The organism is Micromonospora musae, assembly GCF_003626545.1.
Classification (GTDB): domain Bacteria; phylum Actinomycetota; class Actinomycetes; order Mycobacteriales; family Micromonosporaceae; genus Micromonospora; species Micromonospora musae.
The window spans coordinates 148,437-171,165 of sequence record NZ_RAZS01000009.1; the positions used below are offsets into that span (position 1 = coordinate 148,437).

21 protein-coding genes and 1 pseudogene are annotated in these 22,729 nt (G+C 71.2%); 13 read left to right on the top strand and 9 right to left on the bottom strand.

The annotated features are described in order from the left end of the window. Positions 1-29: 29 nt before the first annotated feature. From pdxT to D7147_RS23920, 3 genes are all read left to right on the top strand, one after another. The gene (gene pdxT, locus D7147_RS23910; RefSeq protein ID WP_120681405.1) at positions 30-638 is read left to right on the top strand and encodes a pyridoxal 5'-phosphate synthase glutaminase subunit PdxT; all 609 of its coding nucleotides are present in this window, start codon (positions 30-32) and stop codon (positions 636-638) included. 502 nt (positions 639-1,140) lie between these two features. Further along, complete coding sequence (locus D7147_RS23915) at positions 1,141-1,890, top strand: YebC/PmpR family DNA-binding transcriptional regulator (RefSeq protein ID WP_120681407.1); 750 nt, start codon at positions 1,141-1,143, stop codon at positions 1,888-1,890. 7 nt (positions 1,891-1,897) lie between these two features. Then, entirely contained in the window at positions 1,898-2,512 is a 615-nt protein-coding gene (locus D7147_RS23920; RefSeq protein WP_233563374.1) for a DUF402 domain-containing protein, read from the top strand. A 67-nt stretch (positions 2,513-2,579) separates the two neighbouring features. On the opposite strand, the gene D7147_RS23925 is transcribed toward D7147_RS23920, so the two are convergent. The 5 genes and pseudogenes from D7147_RS23925 to D7147_RS23945 all read right to left on the bottom strand — a co-directional run. Continuing rightward, a complete protein-coding gene (locus D7147_RS23925; protein WP_120681409.1) occupies positions 2,580-3,641 on the bottom strand; it encodes an ABC transporter permease in 1,062 nt (353 codons plus the stop codon). After that, positions 3,638-4,531, bottom strand: a complete 894-nt coding sequence (locus tag D7147_RS23930) for an ABC transporter ATP-binding protein (protein ID WP_120681629.1) — start codon at positions 4,529-4,531, stop codon at positions 3,638-3,640. Before D7147_RS23930 ends, D7147_RS23925 begins: the two co-directional genes overlap by 4 nt. 82 nt (positions 4,532-4,613) lie before the next feature. Continuing rightward, the gene (locus D7147_RS23935) at positions 4,614-5,327 is read right to left on the bottom strand and encodes a response regulator (protein ID WP_120681411.1); all 714 of its coding nucleotides are present in this window, start codon (positions 5,325-5,327) and stop codon (positions 4,614-4,616) included. Beyond that, positions 5,324-6,607 carry a sensor histidine kinase gene (locus tag D7147_RS23940; protein ID WP_120681413.1) on the bottom strand — a complete coding sequence of 428 codons (1,284 nt, stop codon included), beginning with the start codon at positions 6,605-6,607 and terminating at the stop codon, positions 5,324-5,326. Before D7147_RS23940 ends, D7147_RS23935 begins: the two co-directional genes overlap by 4 nt. A gap of 157 nt (positions 6,608-6,764) precedes the next feature. Then, positions 6,765-7,037, bottom strand: a pseudogene (locus D7147_RS23945) (hypothetical protein); the annotation flags it as partial. 152 nt (positions 7,038-7,189) lie between these two features. Between D7147_RS23945 and D7147_RS23950 the strand changes: the two are divergent. Beyond that, entirely contained in the window at positions 7,190-7,996 is an 807-nt protein-coding gene (locus D7147_RS23950; RefSeq protein WP_120681415.1) for a helix-turn-helix domain-containing protein, read from the top strand. After that, entirely contained in the window at positions 7,987-8,193 is a 207-nt protein-coding gene (locus D7147_RS23955) for a DUF397 domain-containing protein (RefSeq protein ID WP_120681417.1), read from the top strand. Before D7147_RS23950 ends, D7147_RS23955 begins: the two co-directional genes overlap by 10 nt. 61 nt (positions 8,194-8,254) lie before the next feature. Here the strand turns inward: D7147_RS23955 and D7147_RS23960 are convergent, their stop codons facing one another. From D7147_RS23960 to D7147_RS23970, 3 genes are all read right to left on the bottom strand, one after another. Continuing rightward, positions 8,255-9,202, bottom strand: coding sequence for a permease prefix domain 1-containing protein (locus tag D7147_RS23960; RefSeq protein ID WP_120681419.1), 948 nt, complete (start codon positions 9,200-9,202; stop codon positions 8,255-8,257). Next, on the bottom strand, positions 9,199-9,540 hold the full coding sequence (locus tag D7147_RS23965; RefSeq protein WP_120681421.1) for a PadR family transcriptional regulator: 342 nt from the start codon (positions 9,538-9,540) through the stop codon (positions 9,199-9,201). Before D7147_RS23965 ends, D7147_RS23960 begins: the two co-directional genes overlap by 4 nt. Before the next feature lie 169 nt (positions 9,541-9,709). Further along, entirely contained in the window at positions 9,710-10,414 is a 705-nt protein-coding gene (locus tag D7147_RS23970; protein WP_120681423.1) for a DUF4396 domain-containing protein, read from the bottom strand. Between the two features lie 263 nt (positions 10,415-10,677). Here D7147_RS23970 and dnaE point away from each other — a divergent pair, with 263 nt between their 5' ends. Then, a complete protein-coding gene (dnaE, locus tag D7147_RS23975) occupies positions 10,678-14,211 on the top strand; it encodes a DNA polymerase III subunit alpha (RefSeq protein WP_120681425.1) in 3,534 nt (1,177 codons plus the stop codon). Between the two features lie 109 nt (positions 14,212-14,320). Here dnaE and D7147_RS23980 read toward each other — a convergent pair whose 3' ends face one another. Then, positions 14,321-15,547: a DUF418 domain-containing protein gene (locus D7147_RS23980; RefSeq protein WP_120681427.1), complete on the bottom strand. Its 1,227-nt coding sequence runs from the start codon at positions 15,545-15,547 to the stop codon at positions 14,321-14,323. Between the two features lie 145 nt (positions 15,548-15,692). On the opposite strand from D7147_RS23980, the gene D7147_RS23985 reads away from it, so the two are divergent. The 7 genes from D7147_RS23985 to D7147_RS24015 all read left to right on the top strand — a co-directional run bounded on the left by D7147_RS23985 (position 15,693) and on the right by D7147_RS24015 (position 22,516). Further along, a complete protein-coding gene (locus D7147_RS23985; protein ID WP_233563376.1) occupies positions 15,693-16,445 on the top strand; it encodes a TetR/AcrR family transcriptional regulator in 753 nt (250 codons plus the stop codon). An 80-nt stretch (positions 16,446-16,525) separates the two neighbouring features. Continuing rightward, positions 16,526-17,566, top strand: a complete 1,041-nt coding sequence (locus tag D7147_RS23990; RefSeq protein ID WP_120681429.1) for an aminotransferase class V-fold PLP-dependent enzyme — start codon at positions 16,526-16,528, stop codon at positions 17,564-17,566. Positions 17,567-17,887: 321 nt separating this feature from the next. Beyond that, positions 17,888-18,649: an ABC transporter ATP-binding protein gene (locus D7147_RS23995; protein WP_120681431.1), complete on the top strand. Its 762-nt coding sequence runs from the start codon at positions 17,888-17,890 to the stop codon at positions 18,647-18,649. Beyond that, positions 18,636-19,328 (top strand): ABC transporter ATP-binding protein, encoded by a 693-nt coding sequence (locus tag D7147_RS24000; RefSeq protein ID WP_120681433.1) that lies wholly within the window; start codon positions 18,636-18,638, stop codon positions 19,326-19,328. The genes D7147_RS23995 and D7147_RS24000 overlap by 14 nt, the downstream gene beginning before the upstream one ends. Positions 19,329-19,371: 43 nt before the next feature. Next, positions 19,372-20,622: an ABC transporter substrate-binding protein gene (locus tag D7147_RS24005; protein ID WP_120681435.1), complete on the top strand. Its 1,251-nt coding sequence runs from the start codon at positions 19,372-19,374 to the stop codon at positions 20,620-20,622. After that, a complete protein-coding gene (locus D7147_RS24010; protein ID WP_120681437.1) occupies positions 20,619-21,500 on the top strand; it encodes a branched-chain amino acid ABC transporter permease in 882 nt (293 codons plus the stop codon). Before D7147_RS24005 ends, D7147_RS24010 begins: the two co-directional genes overlap by 4 nt. Continuing rightward, positions 21,497-22,516, top strand: a complete 1,020-nt coding sequence (locus tag D7147_RS24015; protein ID WP_120681439.1) for a branched-chain amino acid ABC transporter permease — start codon at positions 21,497-21,499, stop codon at positions 22,514-22,516. The genes D7147_RS24010 and D7147_RS24015 overlap by 4 nt, the downstream gene beginning before the upstream one ends. Positions 22,517-22,729: the final 213 nt, after the last annotated feature.

A 22,729-nucleotide genomic window follows, 5' to 3' on the forward strand; every position in this document is an offset into this window, starting at 1 on the left:
CGCACCCGGAGCCCGGAAGGAGCGGTGCGATGAGTGGGACACCCGTGATCGGGGTGCTCGCCCTCCAGGGCGACGTACGCGAGCACGTCGCGGCGCTGACCGCGGCGGGCGCGCAGGCCGTCCCGGTGCGCCGCCCCCGGGAACTGGAGGCCGTCGACGGGTTGGTGATTCCCGGCGGCGAGTCCACCACGATGAGCCGGCTGGTGGACGTCTTCGAGCTGCGCGAGCCGATCGACAAGCGGATCGTCGGCGGGATGCCGGTCTACGGCTCCTGCGCCGGCATGATCATGCTCGCCACCGAGGTGCTGGACGGCCGCCCCGACCAGCGTGGGTTCGACGGCATCTCGATGACCGTCCGGCGCAACGCGTTCGGCCGGCAGGTCGACTCGTTCGAGGCGCCGGTGACGATCACCGGCATCGCGGGCGATCCGTTCCACGCGGTCTTCATCCGGGCGCCGTGGGTGGAGCGGGTCGGCGAGGGCGTGCAGGTGCTCGGCCAGGTCGCCGACGGCCCCTCGGCCGGGCGGATCGTCGCGGTGCGGCAGGGCAACCTGCTCGCCACCTCGTTCCACCCCGAGCTGACCGGCGACGCGCGGCTGCACCGCTACTTCGTCGACCTGGTGCGCGCCACCGCCTGAGCGGCGGCATCCCCGGGGGCTCCGCCGCCGACCGGCGGCAGACCGGGTGCGCCGTCTGGGTGGCCGGGCCCGGCGTCGACGGTCGGGCTGATCAACTCGGCTTCCTGGATGTCGGGGTGTCCCGCGCGCCCGGACACCGCGATTTCAAGGAGCCCGAGTCGATCTCCCTCCCGGGACCGCCCTGTCTGCGGCTACCCGGGCCGCCGGTCCGGGCGGTCCTGTCCGGGTACCCCGGACGTTACGGCCGGTTCTCCCCGGCGGGCATGGATTCCGGTCGCCGGGCGTTGTGCTCTGAGTGCGCCCCGACCGCCCGGCGCAGCCCGACGGTGCTGACCGGGTGTGACAAGGTAGGGCGCGGGCTCGGTAGGATTGCCGCGGTCCGGCAGGGCCATCCGCCCGCGTGGCGTTTCCCGCGGGAGCCGACGGCCGCCGGATCACCGGATGCGGCACTTGATCGGCGTGGCAGTCGACGCAGGCGTGGAACGACACACGGAGGTAGCAGATGTCCGGCCACTCAAAGTGGGCGACCACCAAGCACAAGAAGGCCGTCATCGACGCCAAGCGCGGCAAGATGTTCGCCAAGCTGATCAAGAACGTCGAGGTGGCGGCCCGGACCGGCGGCGGTGACCCGGCCGGCAACCCGACCCTCTACGACGCCATCCAGAAGGCGAAGAAGAACTCGGTCCCCAACGACAACATCGACCGTGCGGTCAAGCGCGGCTCCGGCCTGGAGGCCGGCGGCGCCGACTGGCAGACGATCATGTATGAGGGGTACGGCCCGAACGGCGTGGCGATGCTGATCGAGTGCCTGACCGACAACCGCAACCGCGCGGCGACCGAGGTGCGCACCGCGCTGACCCGCAACGGCGGTTCGCTGGCCGACGCCGGCTCGGTCTCGTACATGTTCTCCCGCAAGGGCGTCGTGATCGTCCCGAAGGCGGGGACCAGCGAGGACGACGTGATGATGGCCGTCCTCGACGCGGGCGCGGAGGAGGTCAACGACCTCGGTGAGGCGTTCGAGGTGGTCTCCGAGCCGACCGACCTGCTCGCGGTTCGCTCCTCGCTGCAGGACGCCGGCATCGAGTACGAGTCGGCCGAGTCGTCGCTGATCCCGAGCGTCAACGTCCCGCTCGACGAGGAGGGCGCTCGCAAGATCTTCAAGCTGATCGACGTTCTGGAGGACTGCGACGACGTGCAGAACGTCTACGCGAACTTCGACGTCAGCGACGAGGTCATGGAGGCGGTGGGCTGAGCCGGCCGTGACCACGCAGCGATTCGCGCCGGGCGACGTGGTCGTCCGGCGCGAGGTGCTTCTCGGCGAGGTCTGGTTCGCCGTCCCGACTATCTGCGTCGAGGATTCACCGGAGCTGCTCGCCCTCTACCTGCCCTCGGGCGCCGCGTTCGGGTTCCCGGAGTCGGGCGTCTTCCCGGCCGGCCGGCACCCGTGGCAGCTCGCCGGCCACAAGACCTGGAGCGGGCACGGCAAGCTGATGCTGCACCGCCCCGGCGAGGCGCACTCGGTGGACCTCTTCTGGTCGGGGCCGGAGCGTGCCTTCACCGGTTGGTACTTCAACCTCCAGGACCCGTTGCGGCGTACGCCGATCGGGGTGGACACCCTCGACCACGAGCTGGATCTGTGGTGGGGCGCGGACGCCGAGCGGTACGTCTGGAAGGACGTGGAGCTGTTCGCGCAGCGCCTCGTCGAGGGGCGCTACCCGGGGATGGCCGAGGCAATCCGTGCCGAGGGCGACCGGATCGCCGCGCTGCTGGACGCCGGGCAACGCTGGTGGGACGAGAGCTGGGCGGCGTGGACGCCCGACCCGTCCTGGCTGGTGCCCCGGCTGCCCGACGGTTGGCACACCGTTCCCTGCTGAACCGCCGGGTGGCCGAGGTGGTGGCCCGAACGCCACCACCTCGGCCACCCGAAGCCGGTCGACCCGGTCAGCTCACGCTCTCGCGGGACCGCCAGGCCGTCCGGATCGAGGTGCGGCCGTTGGTGCGCAGCAGCGCCCCCTGGTACACGCGGGCCCCGGCGAGCAGGAACGCGAAGGCCGTGAGCAGCAGCAGGACCAGCGCCGCCACCGGTTCCCAGATGGCGGCGTCCCCGTTGAACAGTCGCAGCGGCATCGCCGTCGGCGCGGAGAACGGCACGTAGGACAGCACCTGCATGGCCGTCGCGTTGTCCTTCAGGAAGATCACCGCGAAGAAGGGCAGCATCACCGCGAGCTGCACCGGCGTGGAGACCCCGCCGATGTCCTCCAGCCGGTTGACCAGTGCCCCGGCCGCCGCCCACATGGCCGCCACCAGCACGAAGCCCACGATGAAGAACGGCACGAACCAGCCGATCGCCGGACCCAGCAGGGGGAGCAGGCCACCGCCGTCCCCGAAGGCCATGCCGGCGACCGCGACGAGGGCCACCAGCACGATCTGCCCGAGGGCCAGCAGCGTGCCGGCGACCATCTTGCCGGCCAGCAACGCCCGGACCGGCACCGCGGCGGCCAGGATCTCCACGATCCGGGTCTGCTTCTCCTCGATGATGCTCTGCGCGATCTGCACGCCGAAGACCTGCGACGTGACGTAGAAGATGAACGCGAAGAAGAACGGCACCAGGAAGGCGGCCACCGGATCCAGCGCGTCCGGGTCAAGCAGCCGCACCTGCGGTTGGCTGCTGAGCGCGGCCACCACGTCGTCGGGGGCCTCGTCCATGGCGAGCACGGCCGGGCCGGAGACGACGGCCGCGTCCACCTCGTCGTCGCGGACCGCCTGCTCGGCGGCGCGGTCGTCGGGCACCGTCCGCACCTCCAGCCCGGCCGCCCGCAGCGGGCCGGCCGACTGCTCGGTGACCGCCACCGTGGACGGTCCGCCGGAGAGCAGCGGCGGCAGGATGGTCGCCGCGGCGGCGATCAGCAGGAAGAACAGGGTGCTGAACAGGAAGGTCTTGTCGCGCAGCTTGACCCGGATCTCCCGGGCGGCGACCAGGCGGGTGGCCTGCGCGGTGTTCACTGGGCGACCTCTCGGAAGATCTCGGTGAGGGACGGGGTGACCGGCCGGAACGCGCGTACCGGGCCGCGTGCCAGCGCCGCGTGCAGCACCGGCTGCTCGTCGGTGCCGACGGCCAGGTCGAAGACGGCGCGGGCGCCGTCCAGGTCGACCAGGGTCACGCCGGGCTGGTCCCGCAGCCAGCCGGCGTCGGTCTCCACCACCAGCTCGAAGCGGGGCGAGGTGTACGTCTTGCGCAGCTGCTCCCGGTCGCCCGCCGCCCGGATCACCCCGTCCGCGATGATCACGAGGTCGTCGCAGAGCCGCTCGACCACGTCGAGCTGGTGACTGGAGAAGAGCACCGGCGTACCGGCCGCGGCCCGTTCCCGCAGCACGCCGACGACCGTGTCCACGGCCAGCGGGTCGAGGCCGGAGAACGGCTCGTCGAGCACGAGCACCTCGGGATCGTGCACCAGCGCGGCGGCGATCTGCGCGCGCTGCTGGTTGCCGAGCGAGAGCGTCTCCAGCAGGTCACCGCCGCGCTCGGCGAGCCCCACCCGCTCCAGCAGCGCCTCAGTGGCGCGCTCGGCGGCCGCGGCGGTCATGCCGTGCAGGCGACCCAGGTAGACCACCTGCTCGCGGACGCTCATCTTGGGGTACAGGCCGCGCTCCTCCGGCATGTAGCCGAAGTGCCGCCGGACCTCCGGGGTCAGCGGCGCCCCCCGCCACGTCACCCGACCGGCGTCGGCGGCGAGCACCCCGAGGATGATCCGCATGGTGGTGGTCTTGCCGGCGCCGTTACCGCCGACGAAGCCGGTCATCCGACCGGCCACCACATCGAAGGACACGTTCTTGAGTGCCTGCCGGTCGCCGAAGCTACGGTCGACGCCGTCGAGGCGAAGCACACTGGTCACGGTCAACACGCTAGATCGCCGGGCGCCGCCCGCCGTCAGTCGGCGGACGGAGACCCGGCGTCCGTCTGGCGGCGGACGGCGGTCAGCCGCCGGGGCGAACCACCCCGTGCTCGTACGCGAAGACCACCGCCTGCACCCGGTCGCGCAGGCCGAGCTTCGCGAGCACCCGGCTCACGTGCGTCTTTACCGTGGCTTCGCCGAGGCTCAGGTCGACGGCGATCTCCGCGTTGCTGGCACCGCGGGCGATCAGCACCAGCACCTGCTGCTCACGCGGCGTCAAGTCCTCCAATGCCGCAGCGCTGCCGGCCCTCGACGTCCCACCGGCCGCCGCACCGGGCCGGGCGAAGGTGGCGATCACCTTTCGGGTCAGCTCCGGCGCGAGCAGCCCGTCGCCGCGGGCCACCACCCGGATCGCCTCGATCAGCGACTCCGGGGTGCCGTTCTTGAGCAGGAACCCGCTCGCCCCGGCACTCAGCGCGGCGAAGAGGTAGTCGTCCCGGTCGAAGGTGGTGAGGATCAGCACCGCCGGCCCATCCGGGGCGTCCGGGGCGGTGATCCGCCGGGTCGCCTCCAACCCGTCCATTCCGGGCATCTCCACGTCCATGAGCACCACGTCGGGGTGCAGCGCCCGGGTCATGCCCACCGCGCGCTCGCCGTCGGCGGCCTCACCGACGACCTCGATGTCATCCTCCACCTCGAGGATGACACGGAAGCCGGTACGCACGAGGTGCTGGTCGTCGGCGAGCAGCACCCGGATCGGCCGGTCCGCGCCGGTGACTCCGTTCACGGCGCTCATACCGGCTCCGCCACGGCGACCGCGAGCGGGAAGCGGGCGCGGATGCGCCAGCCACCGCCGACCCGTTCCCCGGCCTCCAGCACTCCGCCGTGCGTGGCGACCCGCTCGCGCATGCCGATCAGGCCCAGCCCGTCCGGATTGGGGGCTCGGGTGGGCCGCCCGTCGTCGGTCACGTCGACCTCCACCTCCATGGCCAGGTAGCGCAGCCGCACGTCGAGCACCCCGGCGCCGGTGGCGTGTTTGAGCACGTTGGTCACCGCCTCCTGGACGACCCGGTAGACCGCCTGCGACACCGACTCCGGCAGCGGCGTCGCCTCCCCGTAGACCGCGAACGTCGCCCGCAGCCCGGCGTCGCGGGCCCGCTCCACCACCTCCTCGACCCGGTCGACGCCGGCCGGCGCCTCGACGTGCTCCGGCGGGCCTTCGCTCGCGCGCAGCACACCGAGCATCCGGCGCAGCTCGTCCACGGCCGTTCGGGCCGTCTCCTCGATCGCGGTCAGCGCGGTGCGGGCCTTGGTCGCGTCCCGGTCGAAGACCCGGCGGGCCGCCGAGGCCTGCACGCCCATCACCGACACGTGGTGGGCGACCACGTCGTGCAACTCACGGGCGATGCGTACCCGCTCCCCGACGACGGCCTGCCCGCGCGCCTCGGCCTGCGTGCGGCGCAGCTCCTCGGCCTGCTCCGCCAGCTCGTGCTGCCGATACGCGGCCAGCCACGACGTCTCCCCGAAGAAGTACGCGAAGCCGAAGTAGAGCCCGTTGACCAGCACCCCGCTCACCAGGGCGGCGAGCACCGGTGGCACCGGCCCGACCGCCTGGGCGAACGCGTCGGGCGGGATGCTGCCGACGGTGACCGCGTAGTAGACGCCGAGCCAGGCGAACATGGTCACGATCACCCCGATCCGCAGCCGCCGGGACAGCCGCCGGTCCGGCCCCCACGCGCCGAGGGAGTAGATCGCGGCGAAGAGCGCCCACGAGGAGAGCTGCGCCTCCGGGGCGGAGCGCGCCTGGGCGGCGATGAACATGGCCGAGACGACGACGATGGTGACGGCCGGGTGCCGCCGCCGCCAGATCAGCGGCAGCGGCACCGCCACCGTCCAGAAGATCTGTTCCGGCACCGAGGGCGGTGGCCCCAGCAGGAACGACCCGGTGCTGCGGGTGAGGGTGAGGTTGAACAGCGCCAGCACGGTCAGGGCCAGTCCGGCGTACAGGTCGAGCCGCTGCTGGTGCGGGGTGGGGCCGGGGCGGCGCCAGCCGTCGCCGGGTGTGGGGGTGCTCACCTGGCCAAGGATGTCATCCCATCGGTCTTCGTCGCCCGGGTGTTTCTCCGGGGCGGACGCCCCGGCGTGGCTGAGCCACCGGTGTGCGGGTCACGGCGGCCACCCGCGCGAGCAGCACCTCCACCCGGCCGCGCTCGACCTGCGCCCCGCACGGTCGCGTCCAGGCGATGAACCGGGCGAAGAGCTCCGCCGGGTCCGGCGGGCGGGGGTTGAGGCGCAGCCAGTCGGCGGCGGCGTCGTGCAGCAGCACGCACAGGTAGACGGAGAGCGCCACCGGATCGTGCGCGTACTCGACGCGTAGGGCCAGCTTCGCCGGCTGGCACGGCCACGGGGCCGCGCACACCCGGCACCGCCACGCCGGCCGCGCGGCGACGTGCCGGCGCGCGGCGCTCACCGCTCCTCCCGGGGTACGGACCACGTCACCGCCCATGTCGCCCTCCTCCACGCCGTGCCTGTTCACACTCTGCTGCCCGGCCGACTACGGTCGGAAGGCGTCGACAGGTCACCGGCCGGTGGTGGGCGTCGAGGCGGCCGCCGGTGGCGTCCGGTGGTGACCGGTGGCCGGGCTGTGGTGGAGGTGTGATGGGCGACGAGCGACTGTCCACGCTGGAGTTCCTCGGCGGCGAGCTGCGCCGCGCCCGCCGGGATCGGGGGTTGAGCCAGGAGGAGCTCGCCCAGCGGGTCAACTACTCGTCGTCGCTGATCGGCATGGTGGAGATCGGCCACCGGACGCCGTCGCAGGACTTCGTGGCCCGCGTCGACGCGGCCCTGGAGTCCCGGGGCTTCTTCGAACGGCTGCTCACCCTCGTCCGTGCCGACGCCGCGCCGCCGTGGCTTCGCGAGTGGATCGCCGTCGAGGCGGAGGCGACGCTGATCCGCTGGTTCGAGCCGTCGCTGATCCCCGGCCTGCTGCAGACCGAGGCGTACGCCCGCGCGGTGCTGACCGGCGGCGGCATGCTGCGTGCGGCCGAGGTGGAGCAGCGGGTGACCTCCCGGCTGTCCCGCCAGGCGGTGCTGACCCGGGAGTCCCCGCCGGAGGTCGTCTTCGTCGTCGACGAGGCGGTGCTGCGGCGGCGCATCGGTGAACCGGCCGTGATGGCGCAGCAGTTCAACCATCTGGTGGAGATGAGCGAACTTCCTCAGATCGATATTCATGTGGTGCCTGCCGACGCGGGCATGCATCCTGGGCTCGCCGGGCCGTTCATCCTGGCGCGCACGACAGATGGCGCGGAGGTGGCCCATCTTGATAACCAGTTACGTGCGCATGTGACTGATCGACCTGATGACGTCAACAGCCTTCAACGGGCGTGGGAGCGGGTGCGAGGCGAGACGTTGCCCCGTCGCGCGTCTCGCGAACTGATACGGGAGGTGGCGCGGTCGTGGACCTGAGCGGCGCCGTTTGGCGAAAGTCGACCCGCAGCAGCAACGGCGGGTCCACCTGTGTCGAGGTGGCGACGAACCTGGCCGACGTGGTGGCCGTACGCGACAGCAAGGACCGGGGTGGGCCGGTGCTGGCCTTCGGCCCCGCGGCCTGGACCGGTTTCCTCGCCGCGGCCACCACTGGAGCCCTGCACGCCCCCGACTAGCGTTGGACGCGCTGCGGCCCGGCACCCCCGTGAGTGCCGGGCCGCGTCGCGCCGGAGCGCGTCAGTGCCGGTTGCGGTACGCCTTGATCGAGCTGTCGATGATGTCCCAGCCGGCGATCAGCACCGTGCCGACGACGACGAGCGTGGCGACGTTGTTCAGGTTCTCCGGCTGGGAGAGCCACTCCCACCGGTTGACGAAGTCCGGGTTGAACAGCCGGTCGGTCGAGATCAGCCAGATCAGCGGGGCCGAGAACGCGACGTTCAGAGCCGCGTTCACCCCGACCAGCGGCCACGTCCAGCGGCCGGCGCGGTACTTGGCGAACTCCAGGCCGACGCTGGCGACCAGCACCACCATCAGGAACGGCAGCCAGAAGCTCCAGAGCGCCGGGTCGAGGATCGGCAGGTTGCCGCCGTCGTTGTCGGGCACGAACGAGCGGAAGTGCTGGATCGGCAGGTAGGCGATGACCAGCACCAGCCAGCCGACCGAGGCGGCCAGGTCGACCAGGCCGATCTGCCGGTGCGTGTGGTCCTCGGGCAGCTGGTCGACGGTCCACTCCGGCAGGTCGAGCTTGGCGTTGGTGCGCTCCAGCACCGCGAAGACCAGGGTGACCCAGAAGCCGATGTTGACAGTGGTCTGGATCGCGGCGACGACCGCCTTGCCGATCGCGTCACCGCCGTTGCCGTCGGTCCCCTCCGCCAGGCCGACGGCGAGCGCGACCACCGCCGGGACGAAGCTGAGCAGCAGCTTCATCAGCCGCTCCCAGGCCAGGTAGTAGGTCGGGCCGATGAGCTGGAGCCGCCGGTCGGCGTAGCGGGCCGCGAGCTTCGCGGGGTTGCCCAGCTCGGTGAGGACCTCACGCTCGGCGGCCTCGGCGTCCCGCCCGTCGGCGCGGCGGCCGTCGATCATGTCCTCGATCGAGCCGCGCAGCTCGGTCGCGATCTCCTCGCGCCGCGCGGCCGGCACGGTCCGCAGGGTGGCGGCGAGGTAGCGGTCGGTCAGGGAGGTCATCGTTCTACTCCTTCGATCAGCCCGGTGAGAGAGGTCTGTACGGCGGCGAGGTCGTCGAGGAGCCGGTGGAGCACCGACTCGCCCTCGTCGCTGGTGCGGTAGAACTTGCGCGGCCGGCTTTCCTCGGTGTTCCACTCGCTGGTCAGCAGCCCCTGTTCCTCGAGGCGGCGCAGCAGCGGGTAGAGGGTGTTCGCGTCCACCGGGAAGCCGTGCCCGGTGAGCCGTTGCAGCAGTGAGTAGCCGTAGTCGGGGTGGCGCAATGCGATCAGGCTCGCCACCACGACCGTTCCCCGGCGTAGCTCCTGGAGATGGGTCCGTAGCACTTCGTCGCTGGCCATGCATCACACGATACTGTGTGCCACACACTAATGTCTAGTCATGCAGTGTCGTGTGACTGACAACGGTGTGCCCCGGGCGATGTTGTGCGGCCTGGTGGGCTTGTGGTGGCGGCGCGCGGCTTCGGCGGGACCGGCCCGAGCATCGACGCCGCGAGCCCGGCGCGGCTACCTATGCAGGCGTGCCAAGCACGTCGGGTTTGACGCCGCGGCGGATCAGCCACAAGGTAGGCGGCCAGGCGACCAGGAGGCCGATGAGCAGCCCGATCTGGACCATGAGCCAGAACACCGGACTGCTGGGCCGAAGGGTCTCGTGGAAAACAAAATGTTCCGCCAGCACCAGCCAGGCTAGGAGCGCGAACTCGAAGAAGGACACGCTCAGCAGATCGCCGGCGAAGAACTTCCGCATCGCGGCCCGCGCTCGTCGGCCACCCGTGCGAGCCTCGGTGGCGTATCGGAATGCGATTCCGATCGCCACTGCGCCCAGATAGTCCCCGACGAATTCGGGCCACCGGGCACTACCGAATATCTCGAGGTCAAGGCTGAAGACGGTAACCGTCGCAATGATGGCGCCCAGGGTGCAGTGTGTCGCACAGTGAAACGTCTCGATCACTCCGGCGGCGTGTCGCGACCTCTTGGGCGGGTTGCCGTACCGCTCCAGCCACCGGCGAGATTGGGGTCTACCCCATTTGTGGTAGGTCAGCACGGCTGCCGGGCCGAAGTAGAGCGCGGTGGTCGGCCAGACTATCTCCATTACCCTGGACGGCTGACGATATCGGAGAACAAGGTGGTCGACGACGATAGCCGCGGTGCTGGCGAATCCCACGGAGAGCGCTGCCCACGAGAGCATCACGAGCCATGTCGGTTGCACGCTCATCTCCGTTCGGCCGCGCACTGAGCTGCATCTCGGCGATCACCGTGAAGTACGCAGGCTGGTTCCTGCGTCGAGGCCCGGCGCGCCGGCGACCATTACCCACTGCAACCGGTCGCACACGCGATAGGCGTGCGGCTGCGGCGGGCAGGGAAAGGAGACACCGGCCACGGGCCCCGGCGCGGACGGTGGAGCCTCGGAGTTGACCTCGGTAGGGTGGTTCCCGGTCGGCTCCGACCGCCAAGATCCACACCTGGGGGGCGCCTCGCATGGGCGATTCGTTCGCGCATCTGCACGTACACACCGAGTACTCGATGCTCGACGGAGCGGCCCGACTCAAGGACCTGTTCGCCGAGGTCAGCCGGCAGGAGATGCCGGCGGTGGCGATGACCGACCACGGCAACATGCACGGCGCCAACGACTTCTACAAGCAGGCGATGGCCGCCGGGGTCAAGCCGATCCTCGGCGTCGAGGCGTACGTCGCGCCGGAGTCACGCTTCCACAAGCAGCGGGTCAAGTGGGGTCGCCCGGAGCAGAAGAGCGACGACGTCTCCGGTAACGGCGCGATCACCCACATGACCATGTGGGCGCAGAACAAGACCGGGCTGCACAACCTCTTCAAGCTCAACTCGCGCGCCTCCATGGAGGGCCACTACGTCAAGTGGCCCCGGATGGACATGGAGCTGATCGCCGAGTACGCCCAGGGGATCATGGCCACCACCGGCTGCCCCTCCGGCGCCGTGCAGACCCGGCTGCGGCTCGGGCAGTTCGACGAGGCGCTCAAGGTCGCCGGCGCATACCAGGACATCTTCGGCAAGGAGAACTACTTCCTGGAGCTGATGGACCACGGCCTGGACATCGAGAAGCGGGTCCGCGACGGGCTGATCGAGGTCGGCCGGAAGCTCGACATCCCGCCGGTGATCACCAACGACTCGCACTACACCACCGAGTCGCAGGCCGAGGCGCACGACGTGCTGCTCTGCGTGCAGACCGCCAGCAACATCGCCGACCCCAACCGGTTCCGCCTCGAGGGCGGCGGCTACTACATCAAGTCCGCCGACGAGATGCGCGGGGTCAACACCTCGGAGCTCTGGCTTGAGGGCTGCCGCAACACCCTGCTGGTGGCCGAGAAGGTCGACCCGGCGGGCATGTTCGAGTTCCACAACCTGATGCCCCGCTTCCCGGTCCCGGAGGGGGAGACCGAGGAGTCCTGGTTCCGCAAGGAGACCTTCGCCGGCCTGCACCGCCGCTACCCGAACGGAATTCCGGAGGGGCACCTCAAGCAGGCCGAGTACGAGCTGGGCGTCATCAACCAGATGGGCTTCCCGTCGTACTTCCTCGTGGTCGCGGACTTCATTCAGTGGGCGAAGAGCCAGGGCATCGCGGTCGGCCCCGGCCGTGGCTCGGCCGCCGGCTCGCTGGTGGCGTACGCGCTCGGCATCACCGACCTGGACCCGATCCCGCACGGGCTGATCTTCGAGCGGTTCCTCAACCCCGAGCGCGTCTCGATGCCGGACGTCGACATCGACTTCGACGAGCGCCGGCGCGGTGAGGTGATCAAGTACGTCACCGACAAGTGGGGCGAGGACAAGGTCGCGCAGATCGCCACCTTCGGCACGATCAAGGCGAAGGCCGCGATCAAGGACTCGGCCCGGGTGCTCGGCTTCCCGTACGCGGTCGGCGACCGGATCACCAAGGCGATGCCCCCGGCGGTGATGGGCAAGGACATCCCGCTCACCGGCATCTTCGACCCGAAGCACCCCCGGTACGCCGAGGCCGGTGAGATCCGCGGCCTCTACGAGTCCGACCCGGACGTCAAGAAGGTCATCGACACCGCGAAGGGCATCGAGGGGCTGATCCGGCAGACCGGCGTGCACGCCGCCGGCGTCATCATGTCCGCCGAGCCGATCATCGATCACATCCCGCTGATGCGCCGGGACTCCGACGGGGTCATCATCACCCAGTTCGACTACCCGACGTGCGAGTCGCTCGGGCTGTTGAAGATGGACTTCCTCGGCCTGCGCAACCTGACGATCATCGACGACGCGGTCAAGAACATCGAGCTCAACCACGGCAAGGAGCTGGACCTGCTGGCCCTGCCGCTGGACGACAAGGCCGCCTACGAGCTGCTGGCTCGGGGCGACACGCTGGGCGTGTTCCAGCTCGACGGCGGGCCGATGCGCTCGCTGCTGCGGCTGATGAAGCCGGACAACTTCGAGGACATCTCCGCCGTTCTGGCGCTCTACCGGCCCGGCCCGATGGGCGTCGACTCGCACACCAACTACGCGCTGCGCAAGAACGGCCTCCAGGAGATCACCCCGATCCATCCGGAGCTGGAGGAGCCGCTGCGGGAGATCCTCGCCCCCACCTACGGCCTGATCGTCTACCAGGAGCAGGTGCAGCGCGCCGCGCAGATCCTCGCCGGCTACACCCTCGGCCAGGCCGACCTGCTGCGCCGGGCGATGGGCAAGAAGAAGAAGGAGATCCTCGACAAGGAGTTCGTGCCGTTCCGCGACGGCTGCCGCGAGCGCGGCTACTCCGACGAGGCGATCCAGGCGGTGTGGGACGTGCTCGTCCCGTTCGCCGGCTACGCCTTCAACAAGGCGCACTCCGCCGCGTACGGGCTGGTCTCCTACTGGACCGCGTACCTCAAGGCGCACTACCCGGCCGAGTACATGGCGGGGCTGCTGACCAGCGTCGGCGACGACAAGGACAAGATGGCGCTCTACCTCTCCGAGTGCCGGCGGATGCGGATCCAGGTGCTGCCCCCGGACGTGAACACCTCCGCGGGCCCGTTCACCCCGGTCGGCAAGGACATCCGCTTCGGGCTGGCCGCGGTGCGCAACGTCGGCGCGAACGTGGTCGCCTCGATCATGCGGTGCCGCGACGAGAAGAGCGCCTACGCCGACTTCTACGACTTCCTCTCGAAGGTGGACGCGGTCGCCTGCAACAAGAAGACCATCGAATCGCTGATCAAGGCCGGTGCCTTCGACTCGCTCGGGCACAGCCGCAAGGGGCTGCTCCAGGTGCACGCGGACGCCATCGACGCGTACGCCGACGTCAAGCGCAAGGAGGCCACCGGCCAGTACGACCTGTTCGGCGCGGGCTTCGGCGACGTGGAGACCACCACCAGCGTCAACGTCATGCCGGTGATCGGCGAGAGCGAGTGGGACAAGCGCGACAAGCTCGCCTTCGAACGGGAGATGCTCGGCCTCTACGTCTCCGACCACCCCCTCTTCGGCCTGGAGCACATCCTCAACGCGGCGGCGGACACCACCATCACCGCCCTCGCCGAGGAGGGCGCGGTGCCGGACGGGGCGGTCGTCACCCTCGCCGGGATCCTCTCCGGCGTGCAGCGCCGGGTCACCAAGCAGGGGCGGGCGTGGGCCTCGGCCACCCTCGAGGACCTCGCGGGTGGCGTGGAGACGCTCTTCTTCCCGAACACCTACGAGGTGATCGGCCAGTACATCGCCGAGGACGCGATCGTGGTGGTGAAGGGGCGGGTGGACCGCCGCGACGACACGCCGCGCATCATGGCGATGGACATGTCGATGCCGGACGTCAGCACCAGCGCGGCGAACAAGCCCGTCACCCTCACCATCCCGGTGACCCGGTGCACCCCGCCCCTGGTCGAGCGGCTCAAGGAGACGCTGGTGCTGCACCCCGGCGACGCCGAGGTGCACGTCAAGCTCCTCAACGGCAGCAAGACCACGACCCTGCGGCTCGGTCCGTTCCGGGTGGCGGCCACCACCGCCCTGATGGCCGACCTGAAGAGCGTCCTCGGCCCGGCGAACGTGAGCTGACCGCCCCGGCCCCCGCTGACGTCGATCATGAGGTTTGCGGCGAAGTCGATCACCGTCGGCGCCGCAAACCTCATGATCGACGCGGGTTGCCGGGGGCGGGGCGGCCGGGTCAGCCTCGCCGGCCGTAGGCGAGGCGGCGGAGCAGGATCTCCGCCGGTCCGCGCCGGGCCCGGCGGTGCATCAGGTACGCGCCGACCAGCGTGCCCAGCCAGACCAGCAGCGCGCTGCCGGCCGCGACGAAGGTGGGGCTGCCGAGCCGGTCCCCGAGCGCGAGGGCGTACGGGGAGGCCAGCACCAGCCAGGCGACGGACTGCACCAGGTAGCCGCTGAGTGAGCGCCGGCCCAGCGCGGCGAGCGCGGTGACGGGCAGCTGCCGCCGGGAGGCCGCCGACCAGCTCGACACCCGCAGCGCGAGCAGGCCGAAGAGGCAGCCGTAGCCGATGCCGCCGAAGAAGCCGGCCGTCTCGTAGAGCATCTTGGCGTACCCGGCGGTGTCGGCGTCGGCGTGCAGGAAGCCACCGGCGAGCAGGCCCATCGGCAGGCCGCCCAGGACGGCCACGGTGAGCCCGACGGTGGCGCCCCGGCGCAGCAGGCGGCGGTGCTTCGCCGGCTCGTCGAGCAGCCGGCGGCGGGCCGCCCAGGCGCCGATCCAGATGAACAGGATCATCGGGAGCATGCTGAGCACGGTCGCCGGCCACTCGCCCACCCGGGCCGCGAGCGACGCGCCGTAGCTGGGCTCCGTCACCGACGGGAAGTCGCTGGTCGGCACGCCGGCCCCGCCGCCGGACCCCGCCGCCAGGCCGTGCAGCACCAGCGCGGCGAGGCCGAGGACGTAGAGGGCGGCGAGGATCAGGTACCCGGGCGCGAGGCGGTGGACCCGGTCGCCGCGCCGGAGCAGGAGCACGGTGAACGCGATCCCGATGAGGCCGTACGCGCCGAGCACGTCACCGGAGTAGAGCAGCACGCCGTGCGCCAGGCCGAAGGCGAAGAGCCAGGCGTTGCGGCGCAGCAGCAGCGCGCGCACCTTCCCCGGTGGGCGTCCGGCCTCGTCCTGGTGGCGGGCGAACTGGACGAGGCCGTAGCCGAACATCAGGGCGAAGAGCGGTAGCGCGCGGGCGTGCACGAAGAGGAAGAGGAAGACGTTCCAGACCCGCTCGGGGCCGTGCGGCGTCGGGTCCACCCCCGGGGTCGAGGCCAGGAACACCCCCGTGGCGTTGGCCAGCGCGATGAGCAGCAGCATGGCGCCGCGAGCCAGGTCCGGCGCGAGGATCCGTCTCCCGCCCGAGACCGGTGGCGCCGCCCGTTCCCCGGTGCGCGCCTGCACGTCGAGAGTCATCGTCTCCCCCTCTTCCGGTTGGAAGCACTAACCATACGACCTAAACTATATGGTGTAAACAAAGTCGCGTCGGGGCGCGGCCCCGCCCCGGCGCTGAGCGAGAATGGGGGCTCGGCTCGGACCCGAATGGAGGTGGCTGCCGGTCATGGGCGACGAGATTCCGGTGGGGCTGGCCCGGCTGTGGCGACTGCCGGCGGAGTCCCGCCTCGGCCGACCGGCCGCCCTCGACGTCGACCAGGTCGTCCAGGCCGCCGTGGCGCTCGCCGACCGCGACGGGCTTCCGGGCGTCACCCTCGGCAAGATCGCCAAGGAGCTGGGGGTCACCTCGATGTCCCTCTACCGGTACGTCGGCTCCAAGGAGGAGCTGCTCGTGCTGATGGGCGACGCGGCCACCGGCCCCGCACCGCAGCTCCCGACCGGCCCCGGCGGCTGGCGGGCCGCCCTGCACGCCTGGGCGTACGCCCTCCGGGCCGTGCACGCCCGACACGCCTGGCTGCCCCATCTGCCGATCAGCGGCCCGCCCAGCGGCCCGAACGCGATCAGCTGGATGGACGCCTGCCTGACCGCCCTCCGCGACACCGCCCTCGACTGGGGCGCGAAGGTAGGCATCCTGACCCTGCTCTCCGGCTACGTGCGCAACTCCTCCCAACTGCGGGTGGACATGGCCGAGGGGCGGCGGGACAGCGGCCTCGACCAGCCCCAGGTCGAGCAGGAGTACGGCCGGGCGCTGGCGGGCCTCGTCGACGCCGAGCGCTTCCCCGAGGTCGCCGCGCTCTTCACCTCCGGGCTCTTCGAACAGCCGCCCGCCGACGACCCCGACCAGGCCGACTTCGACGTCGGACTCGACCTGATCCTCGACGGGGTCGCCGCCGCGATCAGCGCCGCCGCGCGAGCCTGACCGGCCACCCGCCCGGGAGCAGGCCGCCGGCCGCGCTTTGGCCATCCACCACGCCGGCCCGCGCGGCTAGCGTCGGCCACATGGAACTCGACACCGCGCAGAAGCTGTGGCAGCCGGAGCCCGGTTGGCTGAACACCGCCAGCTACGGGCTGCCGCCCGAGCCGGCGTGGACCGCCCTGCAGGACGCGCTCGCCGACTGGCGGGTGGGGCGCACCTCCTGGGAGGGGTGGGGCGAGTCCGTCGACAGGTCCCGGGCCGCCTTCGCCCGGCTGATCGGCGGCGTGCCCGCCCGGGACGTGGCCATCGGCGCCAGCGCCTCCCAGCTGCTCGCGCCCGTGGCGGCGGCGCTGCCCGCCGGGGCCACCGTGGTGGTGCCCGACGTGGAGTTCACCTCCAACCTCTTCCCCTGGCTGGTGCAGGCCGAGCGCGGTGTTCAGGTGCGCACGGTGCCCCTCGCCGGGCTGGTCGACGCGATCGATGCCGACACCGACCTGGTCGCGTTCAGCCTCGTGCAGTCCGCCGACGGCACGATCGCCGCGTACGACGAGATCGTGGCCGCGGCCAGGGCGTACGGCGCGCAGGTCGTGGTGGACGCCACCCAGGCCGCCGGCTGGCTGCCCTTCGACGGCACCCGGGCCGACGTGGTGGTGGCCGCGGCCTACAAGTGGCTGACGGGGCCGCGCGGGGCGGCGCTGGCCTACCTGGCCCCGGCGCTGCGCGAGCGGCTGCGACCCGACGCGGCCGGCTGGTACGCGGGCGACGACCCGCACGCCTCCTACTACGGGCCGCCGCTGCGGCTGGCCGACGACGCCCGCCGGTTCGACATCTCCCCGGCCTGGTTCAGCTGGGTCGGTCTCGCGCCCGCGCTGGAGCTGCTCCTCGACATCGGCCTGCCGGCGATCCGGGCGCACGACGTGGCGCTCGCCAACCGGCTGCTCACCGGGCTCGGCCAGGCACCGGGGGAGAGCGCCATCGTGACCGTCGAGGTGCCGGACGCGCAGGAGCGGCTGGCCCGGGCCGACGTCCGCGCGGCGGTGCGAGCAGGTCGGATCCGCGCCTCGTTCCACCTCTACTCGACCGACGAGGACGTCGACCTGGCCCTGGCGGCGCTGCTGGACTGACCGCCGGTACGCCCTCCGACGCGCAGACCCGGCGTCCCCACTCTCCGGGCGCCGGTGGTGGGCCGGGCCGGGGCGCACCCCGAACCGGGTGGGTCCCGCACATGCGGCGAGGCATCGATGTGGGTGAGTCACCCGGACGGGCCGTCGGACAGCCGGTGCCGCGCACTGGATGTGGCGGATGGAGCCGGTTCGATGCCCGGGAATGTGTGGGGGATCGACATGGCTCGACTCATGTGCGCCGCCGTACGTTTCCTGAACGCGACGGCCATGTGACGACTGTCACCCATCCGACCGTCGCCGGAGACGTCGGAGGAGAAGGCGATGGCCGGGCAAGCGCTCCTGTCGGCTCGCGGGCTGACCCGCGACTTCCGGGGCTTCCGGGCGGTCGACGGCGTCGACCTCGACATCGCGCCGGAGACCGTCCACGCGCTCGTCGGCCCCAACGGCGCCGGCAAGACGACCCTGTTCAACCTGCTCACCGGCTTCCTGCGCCCCACCGCCGGGCGCATCGAACTGGCCGGCCGGGACGTCACCGGGCTGCCCCCGGAGCAGGTGGCCCGCCTCGGTGTCGCCCGCTCGTTCCAGATCACCAGCCTCTTCCCCCAACTCACCGCCGGAGAGCACGTCGAGCTGGCGTTGCAGTCGCCCAGCGGGCTCGGCTGGCGGTTCTGGCGGTCGGCGAAGCTGATGGCCCGCTACCACGACCGCGCCGCCGAACTGCTCGACATGGTCGGGCTCGCCGACCTCACCCACGCCCCCGCCGAGGCCCTCGCCTACGGGCGCAAACGGGCCCTCGAACTGGCCATCGCGCTCGCCCTGGACCCGAAGGTGCTGCTGCTCGACGAGCCCACCGCCGGCATGGGGCTGGAGGACGTCGACCGCACCGTCGAACTGATCGCCCGGGTGCGCCCGGGCCGCACCGTGGTGATGGTCGAGCACAACATGAGCGTGGTCGGCCGCCTCGCCGACACCGTCACCGTGCTCCAGGCCGGAAAAGTCCTCGTCGAGGGCCCGTACGACGAGGTCCGCGCCGACGAGCGGGTCATCACCGCCTACCTGGGAGCCACCGATGCTGCGCATTGACAACCTCAGCGCCTGGTACGGCGAGGCGCAGGTGCTGCGGGACATCAGCCTCGACGTCGCCGCCGGTGAGGTGGTGACCCTGGTGGGTCGCAACGGCGCCGGCAAGTCCACCCTGCTGCGCTGCGTCATGGGGCTGCACCCCGGGCAGCGGGGCACTGTCGAGCTGGACGGACGCGACATCGGTCGGCTGCCGGCGTACCGGCGGGCCCGGCTCGGGCTCGGCTGGGTGCCGGACGACCGGGGCAGCTACGCCACGCTCAGCGTCGCGGAGAACCTCACGCTGCCGCCCACCGTCGGCCCCGACCCGTGGCCGCTGGAGCGGGTGTACGAGGCGTTCCCCGCCCTGCACCAGCGGCGGGACTCGGCCGCCACCACCCTCTCCGGCGGTGAGCAGCAGATGCTCGCCCTGGCCCGGGTGCTGCGCATGGGCGCCCGGCTGCTGCTCTGCGACGAACCGACCGAGGGGCTCTCCCCACTGCTGGTGCGGCAGGTCGGCGACCTGCTACACGAGGCCAAGCGGCACGGGGTCACCGTGCTGCTGGTCGAGCAGAACCTGCACTTCGCCACCGGCGTCGCCGACCGGCACTACCTGCTGGCCGAGGGGCGCGTCGTGGAGGCGATGGAGAACTCCGAGGTGCGTTCGCGGGAGCGCGAACTGCTGTCGTACCTCGGGATCTGACGTCGACTGCTGACCGCGTTCCGGCGCGGATGGAGGGAATGGCATGCGTAGGACCGTGGGTGTGGCCGCGGCGTCGGCCACCGTGCTGCTGATCACCGGCTGCGGTGGCGGCGGCCCCCAGTCGGGCGGCGACCAGAAGCTGACCGGCGACAAGATCGTGCTGGGGGTGCTGAACGACCAGTCCGGCGCGTACTCCGAGCTGTCCGGGCGGAACTCGGTGAAGGCCGTGGAGATGGCCATCGCCGACTTCAAAGCCAAGCACGGCGACCAGGCGGTCACCGAGGACATCACCGTGGAGACCGCCGACCACCAGAACAAGCCGGACGTCGCCAACAGCAAGGCCGCCGAGATGTACGACCGCAAGGGCGTCGACCTCATCCTCGACGTGCCCACCTCCTCGGCCGCGCTGAAGGTCGCCGACGTGGCCAAGGAGAAGAAGAAGCTCTACTTCAACATCGGCGCCGCCACCACCGAGCTGACCGGCAAGAGCTGCAACAAGTACACGTTCCACTACGCGTACGACACGTACATGCTCGCCAACGGCACCGGCCGGGTGACCACGGAGCAGGTGGGCAAGAACTGGTACATCCTCTACCCGAACTACGCCTTCGGGCAGGACATGGAGAAGAGCTTCTCCGCCGCCATCACCGCCGCCGGCGGGCAGGTCGTCGGCAAGGACGGCGCGCCCTTCCCGAACACCAGCGGCGACTACTCGACGTACCTGCTCAAGGCGCCGGGCCTGAACCCGAAGCCGCAGGTGCTCGGCACCATGCAGGCCGGCGCCGAGCTGGTCAACGTGGTGAAGCAGTACAACGAGTTCAAACTGCGAGACAAGGGCGTCGGCCTCGCCGTCGGCCTGATGTTCATCACCGACATCCACTCGCTCACCCCGGCCGCGCTCGCCGGCACCACCTACACCGATGCCTGGTACTGGAACTTCGACCAGACCAACCGCGAATTCGCCGACCGGTTCCAGAAGGAGACGGGCACCCGGCCCTCCTTCGCCCACGCCGCCAACTACTCGGCGGCCATGCAGTACCTGGAGGCCGTGCAGGCCGCCGGCACCGACGACGCGGACACCGTGGTCAAGGGGCTGGAGGGCAAGGAGGTCAACGACGTCTTCCTGCGCAACGGCAAGATCCGCGCCGAGGACCACCGGGTCATCCACGACGCGTACCTGGCGCAGGTCAAGCCGCAGGCCGAGGTCACCGAGCCGTGGGACTACGTCAAGGTGCTCGAGACCATCCCGGCGGCGGAGGCGTTCGCCGCCCCCTCGCCGGACTGCAAGCTGTGACCGGCTTCCTGCAGAACACGTTCAACGGGTTGGTGAGCGGGGCGTTCTACGCCCTGCTCGCCCTCGGGCTCGCCGTCATCTTCGGCATGCTGCGGGTGGTGAACTTCGCCCACGGCGCGTTCTACATGCTCGGCGCCTTCGGCGCGTACGTGCTGCTCAGCGAGGCGGGCGTGCCGTTCTGGGCGGCGCTGGTCATCATGCCGCTCGGGCTCGGCCTGCTCGGCATGGCGCTGGAACGGGCGGTCATCCACCGGCTCACCCGGCTCGATCCGCTCTACAACTTCCTGCTCACCTTCGGTCTGACGCTGATCCTCCAGGACCTGGTCAAATCCCGGTACGGCGTGCAGTCCAGCCCGTACGCCACCCCGTCGGCACTCAGCGGCTCGGTCGACTTCGGGCTCTTCGACTTCCCGACCTACCGGGTCTTCATCCTCGGCTTCGCCGTGCTGGTCTGCGTCGCCGTGTGGTGGGCACTGACCCGGACCCGGGTCGGCATGGTCGTCCGCGCGGCCACCGAGCGGCCCGAACTCACCCCGGCGTTCGGCATCAACGTCGGACGCTGGGTCACCCCCGTCTTCGGCTTCGGCATCGCGCTCGCCGGGCTCGCCGGGGTGCTCGCCGCGCCGATGCGGGCCGTCAACCCGCTGATGGGCGCCGACCTGATCATCGTGGTCTTCGCCGTGGTGGTGATCGGTGGGCTCGGCTCCATCTTCGGCTCCGTCGCCGCCGGCTTCGGCATCGGCCTCGTCCAGGCGTGGGGCGAGGCGTACCTCTCCAGCTTCCCGATCGTCTCCCAGACGATCGTCTTCGTCGTGATGGCCGTCGTGCTGCTCTGGCGCCCGGCCGGGCTCTTCGGCCGTGAGGAGGCACCGGCATGACCAGCACCGTCGACACCCCCGCCGCACAGGCCGGCCGACCCACGCCACCGTCCGGCCTGGTGGCCGCGGCCCGCGCTCCCCGCTGGGTCCGGTACGCGCTGCTCGCCGTCGGACTGGTCGCCGCGCTGTGGCTGCCGAACGGGCTCTACCCGGCCGTGGCGGTGGACATCCTCTGCTGGGCGCTCTTCGCCGTCGCCGTGGACCTGCTGCTCGGCTTCACCGGGCTGATGTCCTTCGGGCACGCCGCCTTCTGGGGCGCCTCCGCGTACGTCACCGGACTCGTCGCCATCCACGCCGGGCTGCCGTTCCCGGTCGCCGTACTGGCCGGGGCGCTCGCCGCGGCGCTGCTCGCCGTGCCCATCGGCTACCTCGCGGTGAAGCGGACCGGCATCTACTTCGCCATGGTCACCCTGGCGTTCGCGCAGATGGTCTACTACGTGGCCAACGAGTGGCGGTCGGTGACCCAGGGCGAGAACGGCCTGCAAGGCGTGCCCCGATCCCTCTTCGGGCTGGACCTGACCGACGACTACTACTTCTACTACGCGATCCTGCCGATCGTGCTGCTCGGCCTCGCCGCCGCCTGGCGGATCGTGCACTCGCCCTTCGGCCGGGTGCTCGTCGGCATCCGGGACAACCCGGCCCGCGCCCGGGCGCTCGGATACCCCGTACACCGGTACAAGCTCACCGCGTTCGTCCTCTCCGGCTTCATCGCCGGACTCGGCGGCGGACTCTTCGCCGTCGGGCACCGCTTCGTCTCCCTCGACGTGCTGCACTGGACGACCTCCGGCAAAGCCGTCATCGTCGTGGTGTTCGGCGGGATCGGCACGCTCTGGGGTGCGGTGCTCGGCGCGGCCCTCGTCGTACGGCTGGAGGACTGGCTCTCCTTTTCCGGCTTCGAGGCGATCGGCCTGGTCACCGGCGGCATCTTCGTCCTCGTCGTACTGCTCTTCCGGCGCGGCATCTGGGGAAGCGCGGTCGTCCTGGCCCGGCGTTGGCTGGCCCGCAGCCAGCGCTGACGCCTCCCCGGGGTGGTGCTCGGCGTCCGGTGTTCAGCGCTGCGACCCCGGGCCGCGCGTCGGCGCTCGCCGCTTGCGGGCGTTCGTCGCTTGGGGGCTTTCGCCGCTTGCTTGCGGCCAGCCCGGGGTGGTCTGGTTCGCCTTGCTCTGCACCCTGATACGCGCCGGTCCGCGTCGCGCAGCGTTTGAGGCGGTCTTGCTCTGCGCCTGGTC

Excerpts from the sequence above, each read along its gene's own strand:
- D7147_RS23950 (WP_120681415.1), top strand. The coding sequence starts at position 7,190 with ATGGGCGACGAGCGACTGTCCACGCTGGAGTTCCTCGGCGGCGAGCTG.
- D7147_RS23980 (WP_120681427.1), bottom strand. The coding sequence starts at position 15,547 with ATGACTCTCGACGTGCAGGCGCGCACCGGGGAACGGGCGGCGCCACCG.
- D7147_RS23990 (WP_120681429.1), top strand. The coding sequence starts at position 16,526 with ATGGAACTCGACACCGCGCAGAAGCTGTGGCAGCCGGAGCCCGGTTGG.
- D7147_RS24005 (WP_120681435.1), top strand. The coding sequence starts at position 19,372 with ATGCGTAGGACCGTGGGTGTGGCCGCGGCGTCGGCCACCGTGCTGCTG.
- D7147_RS23985 (WP_233563376.1), top strand. The coding sequence starts at position 15,693 with ATGGGCGACGAGATTCCGGTGGGGCTGGCCCGGCTGTGGCGACTGCCG.
- D7147_RS24015 (WP_120681439.1), top strand. The coding sequence starts at position 21,497 with ATGACCAGCACCGTCGACACCCCCGCCGCACAGGCCGGCCGACCCACG.
- D7147_RS24000 (WP_120681433.1), top strand. The coding sequence starts at position 18,636 with ATGCTGCGCATTGACAACCTCAGCGCCTGGTACGGCGAGGCGCAGGTG.
- D7147_RS23995 (WP_120681431.1), top strand. The coding sequence starts at position 17,888 with ATGGCCGGGCAAGCGCTCCTGTCGGCTCGCGGGCTGACCCGCGACTTC.
- D7147_RS23915 (WP_120681407.1), top strand. The coding sequence starts at position 1,141 with ATGTCCGGCCACTCAAAGTGGGCGACCACCAAGCACAAGAAGGCCGTC.
- D7147_RS23935 (WP_120681411.1), bottom strand. The coding sequence starts at position 5,327 with ATGAGCGCCGTGAACGGAGTCACCGGCGCGGACCGGCCGATCCGGGTG.
- dnaE (WP_120681425.1), top strand. The coding sequence starts at position 10,678 with ATGGGCGATTCGTTCGCGCATCTGCACGTACACACCGAGTACTCGATG.
- pdxT (WP_120681405.1), top strand. The coding sequence starts at position 30 with ATGAGTGGGACACCCGTGATCGGGGTGCTCGCCCTCCAGGGCGACGTA.
- D7147_RS23960 (WP_120681419.1), bottom strand. The coding sequence starts at position 9,202 with ATGACCTCCCTGACCGACCGCTACCTCGCCGCCACCCTGCGGACCGTG.
- D7147_RS23970 (WP_120681423.1), bottom strand. The coding sequence starts at position 10,414 with ATGAGCGTGCAACCGACATGGCTCGTGATGCTCTCGTGGGCAGCGCTC.
- D7147_RS23965 (WP_120681421.1), bottom strand. The coding sequence starts at position 9,540 with ATGGCCAGCGACGAAGTGCTACGGACCCATCTCCAGGAGCTACGCCGG.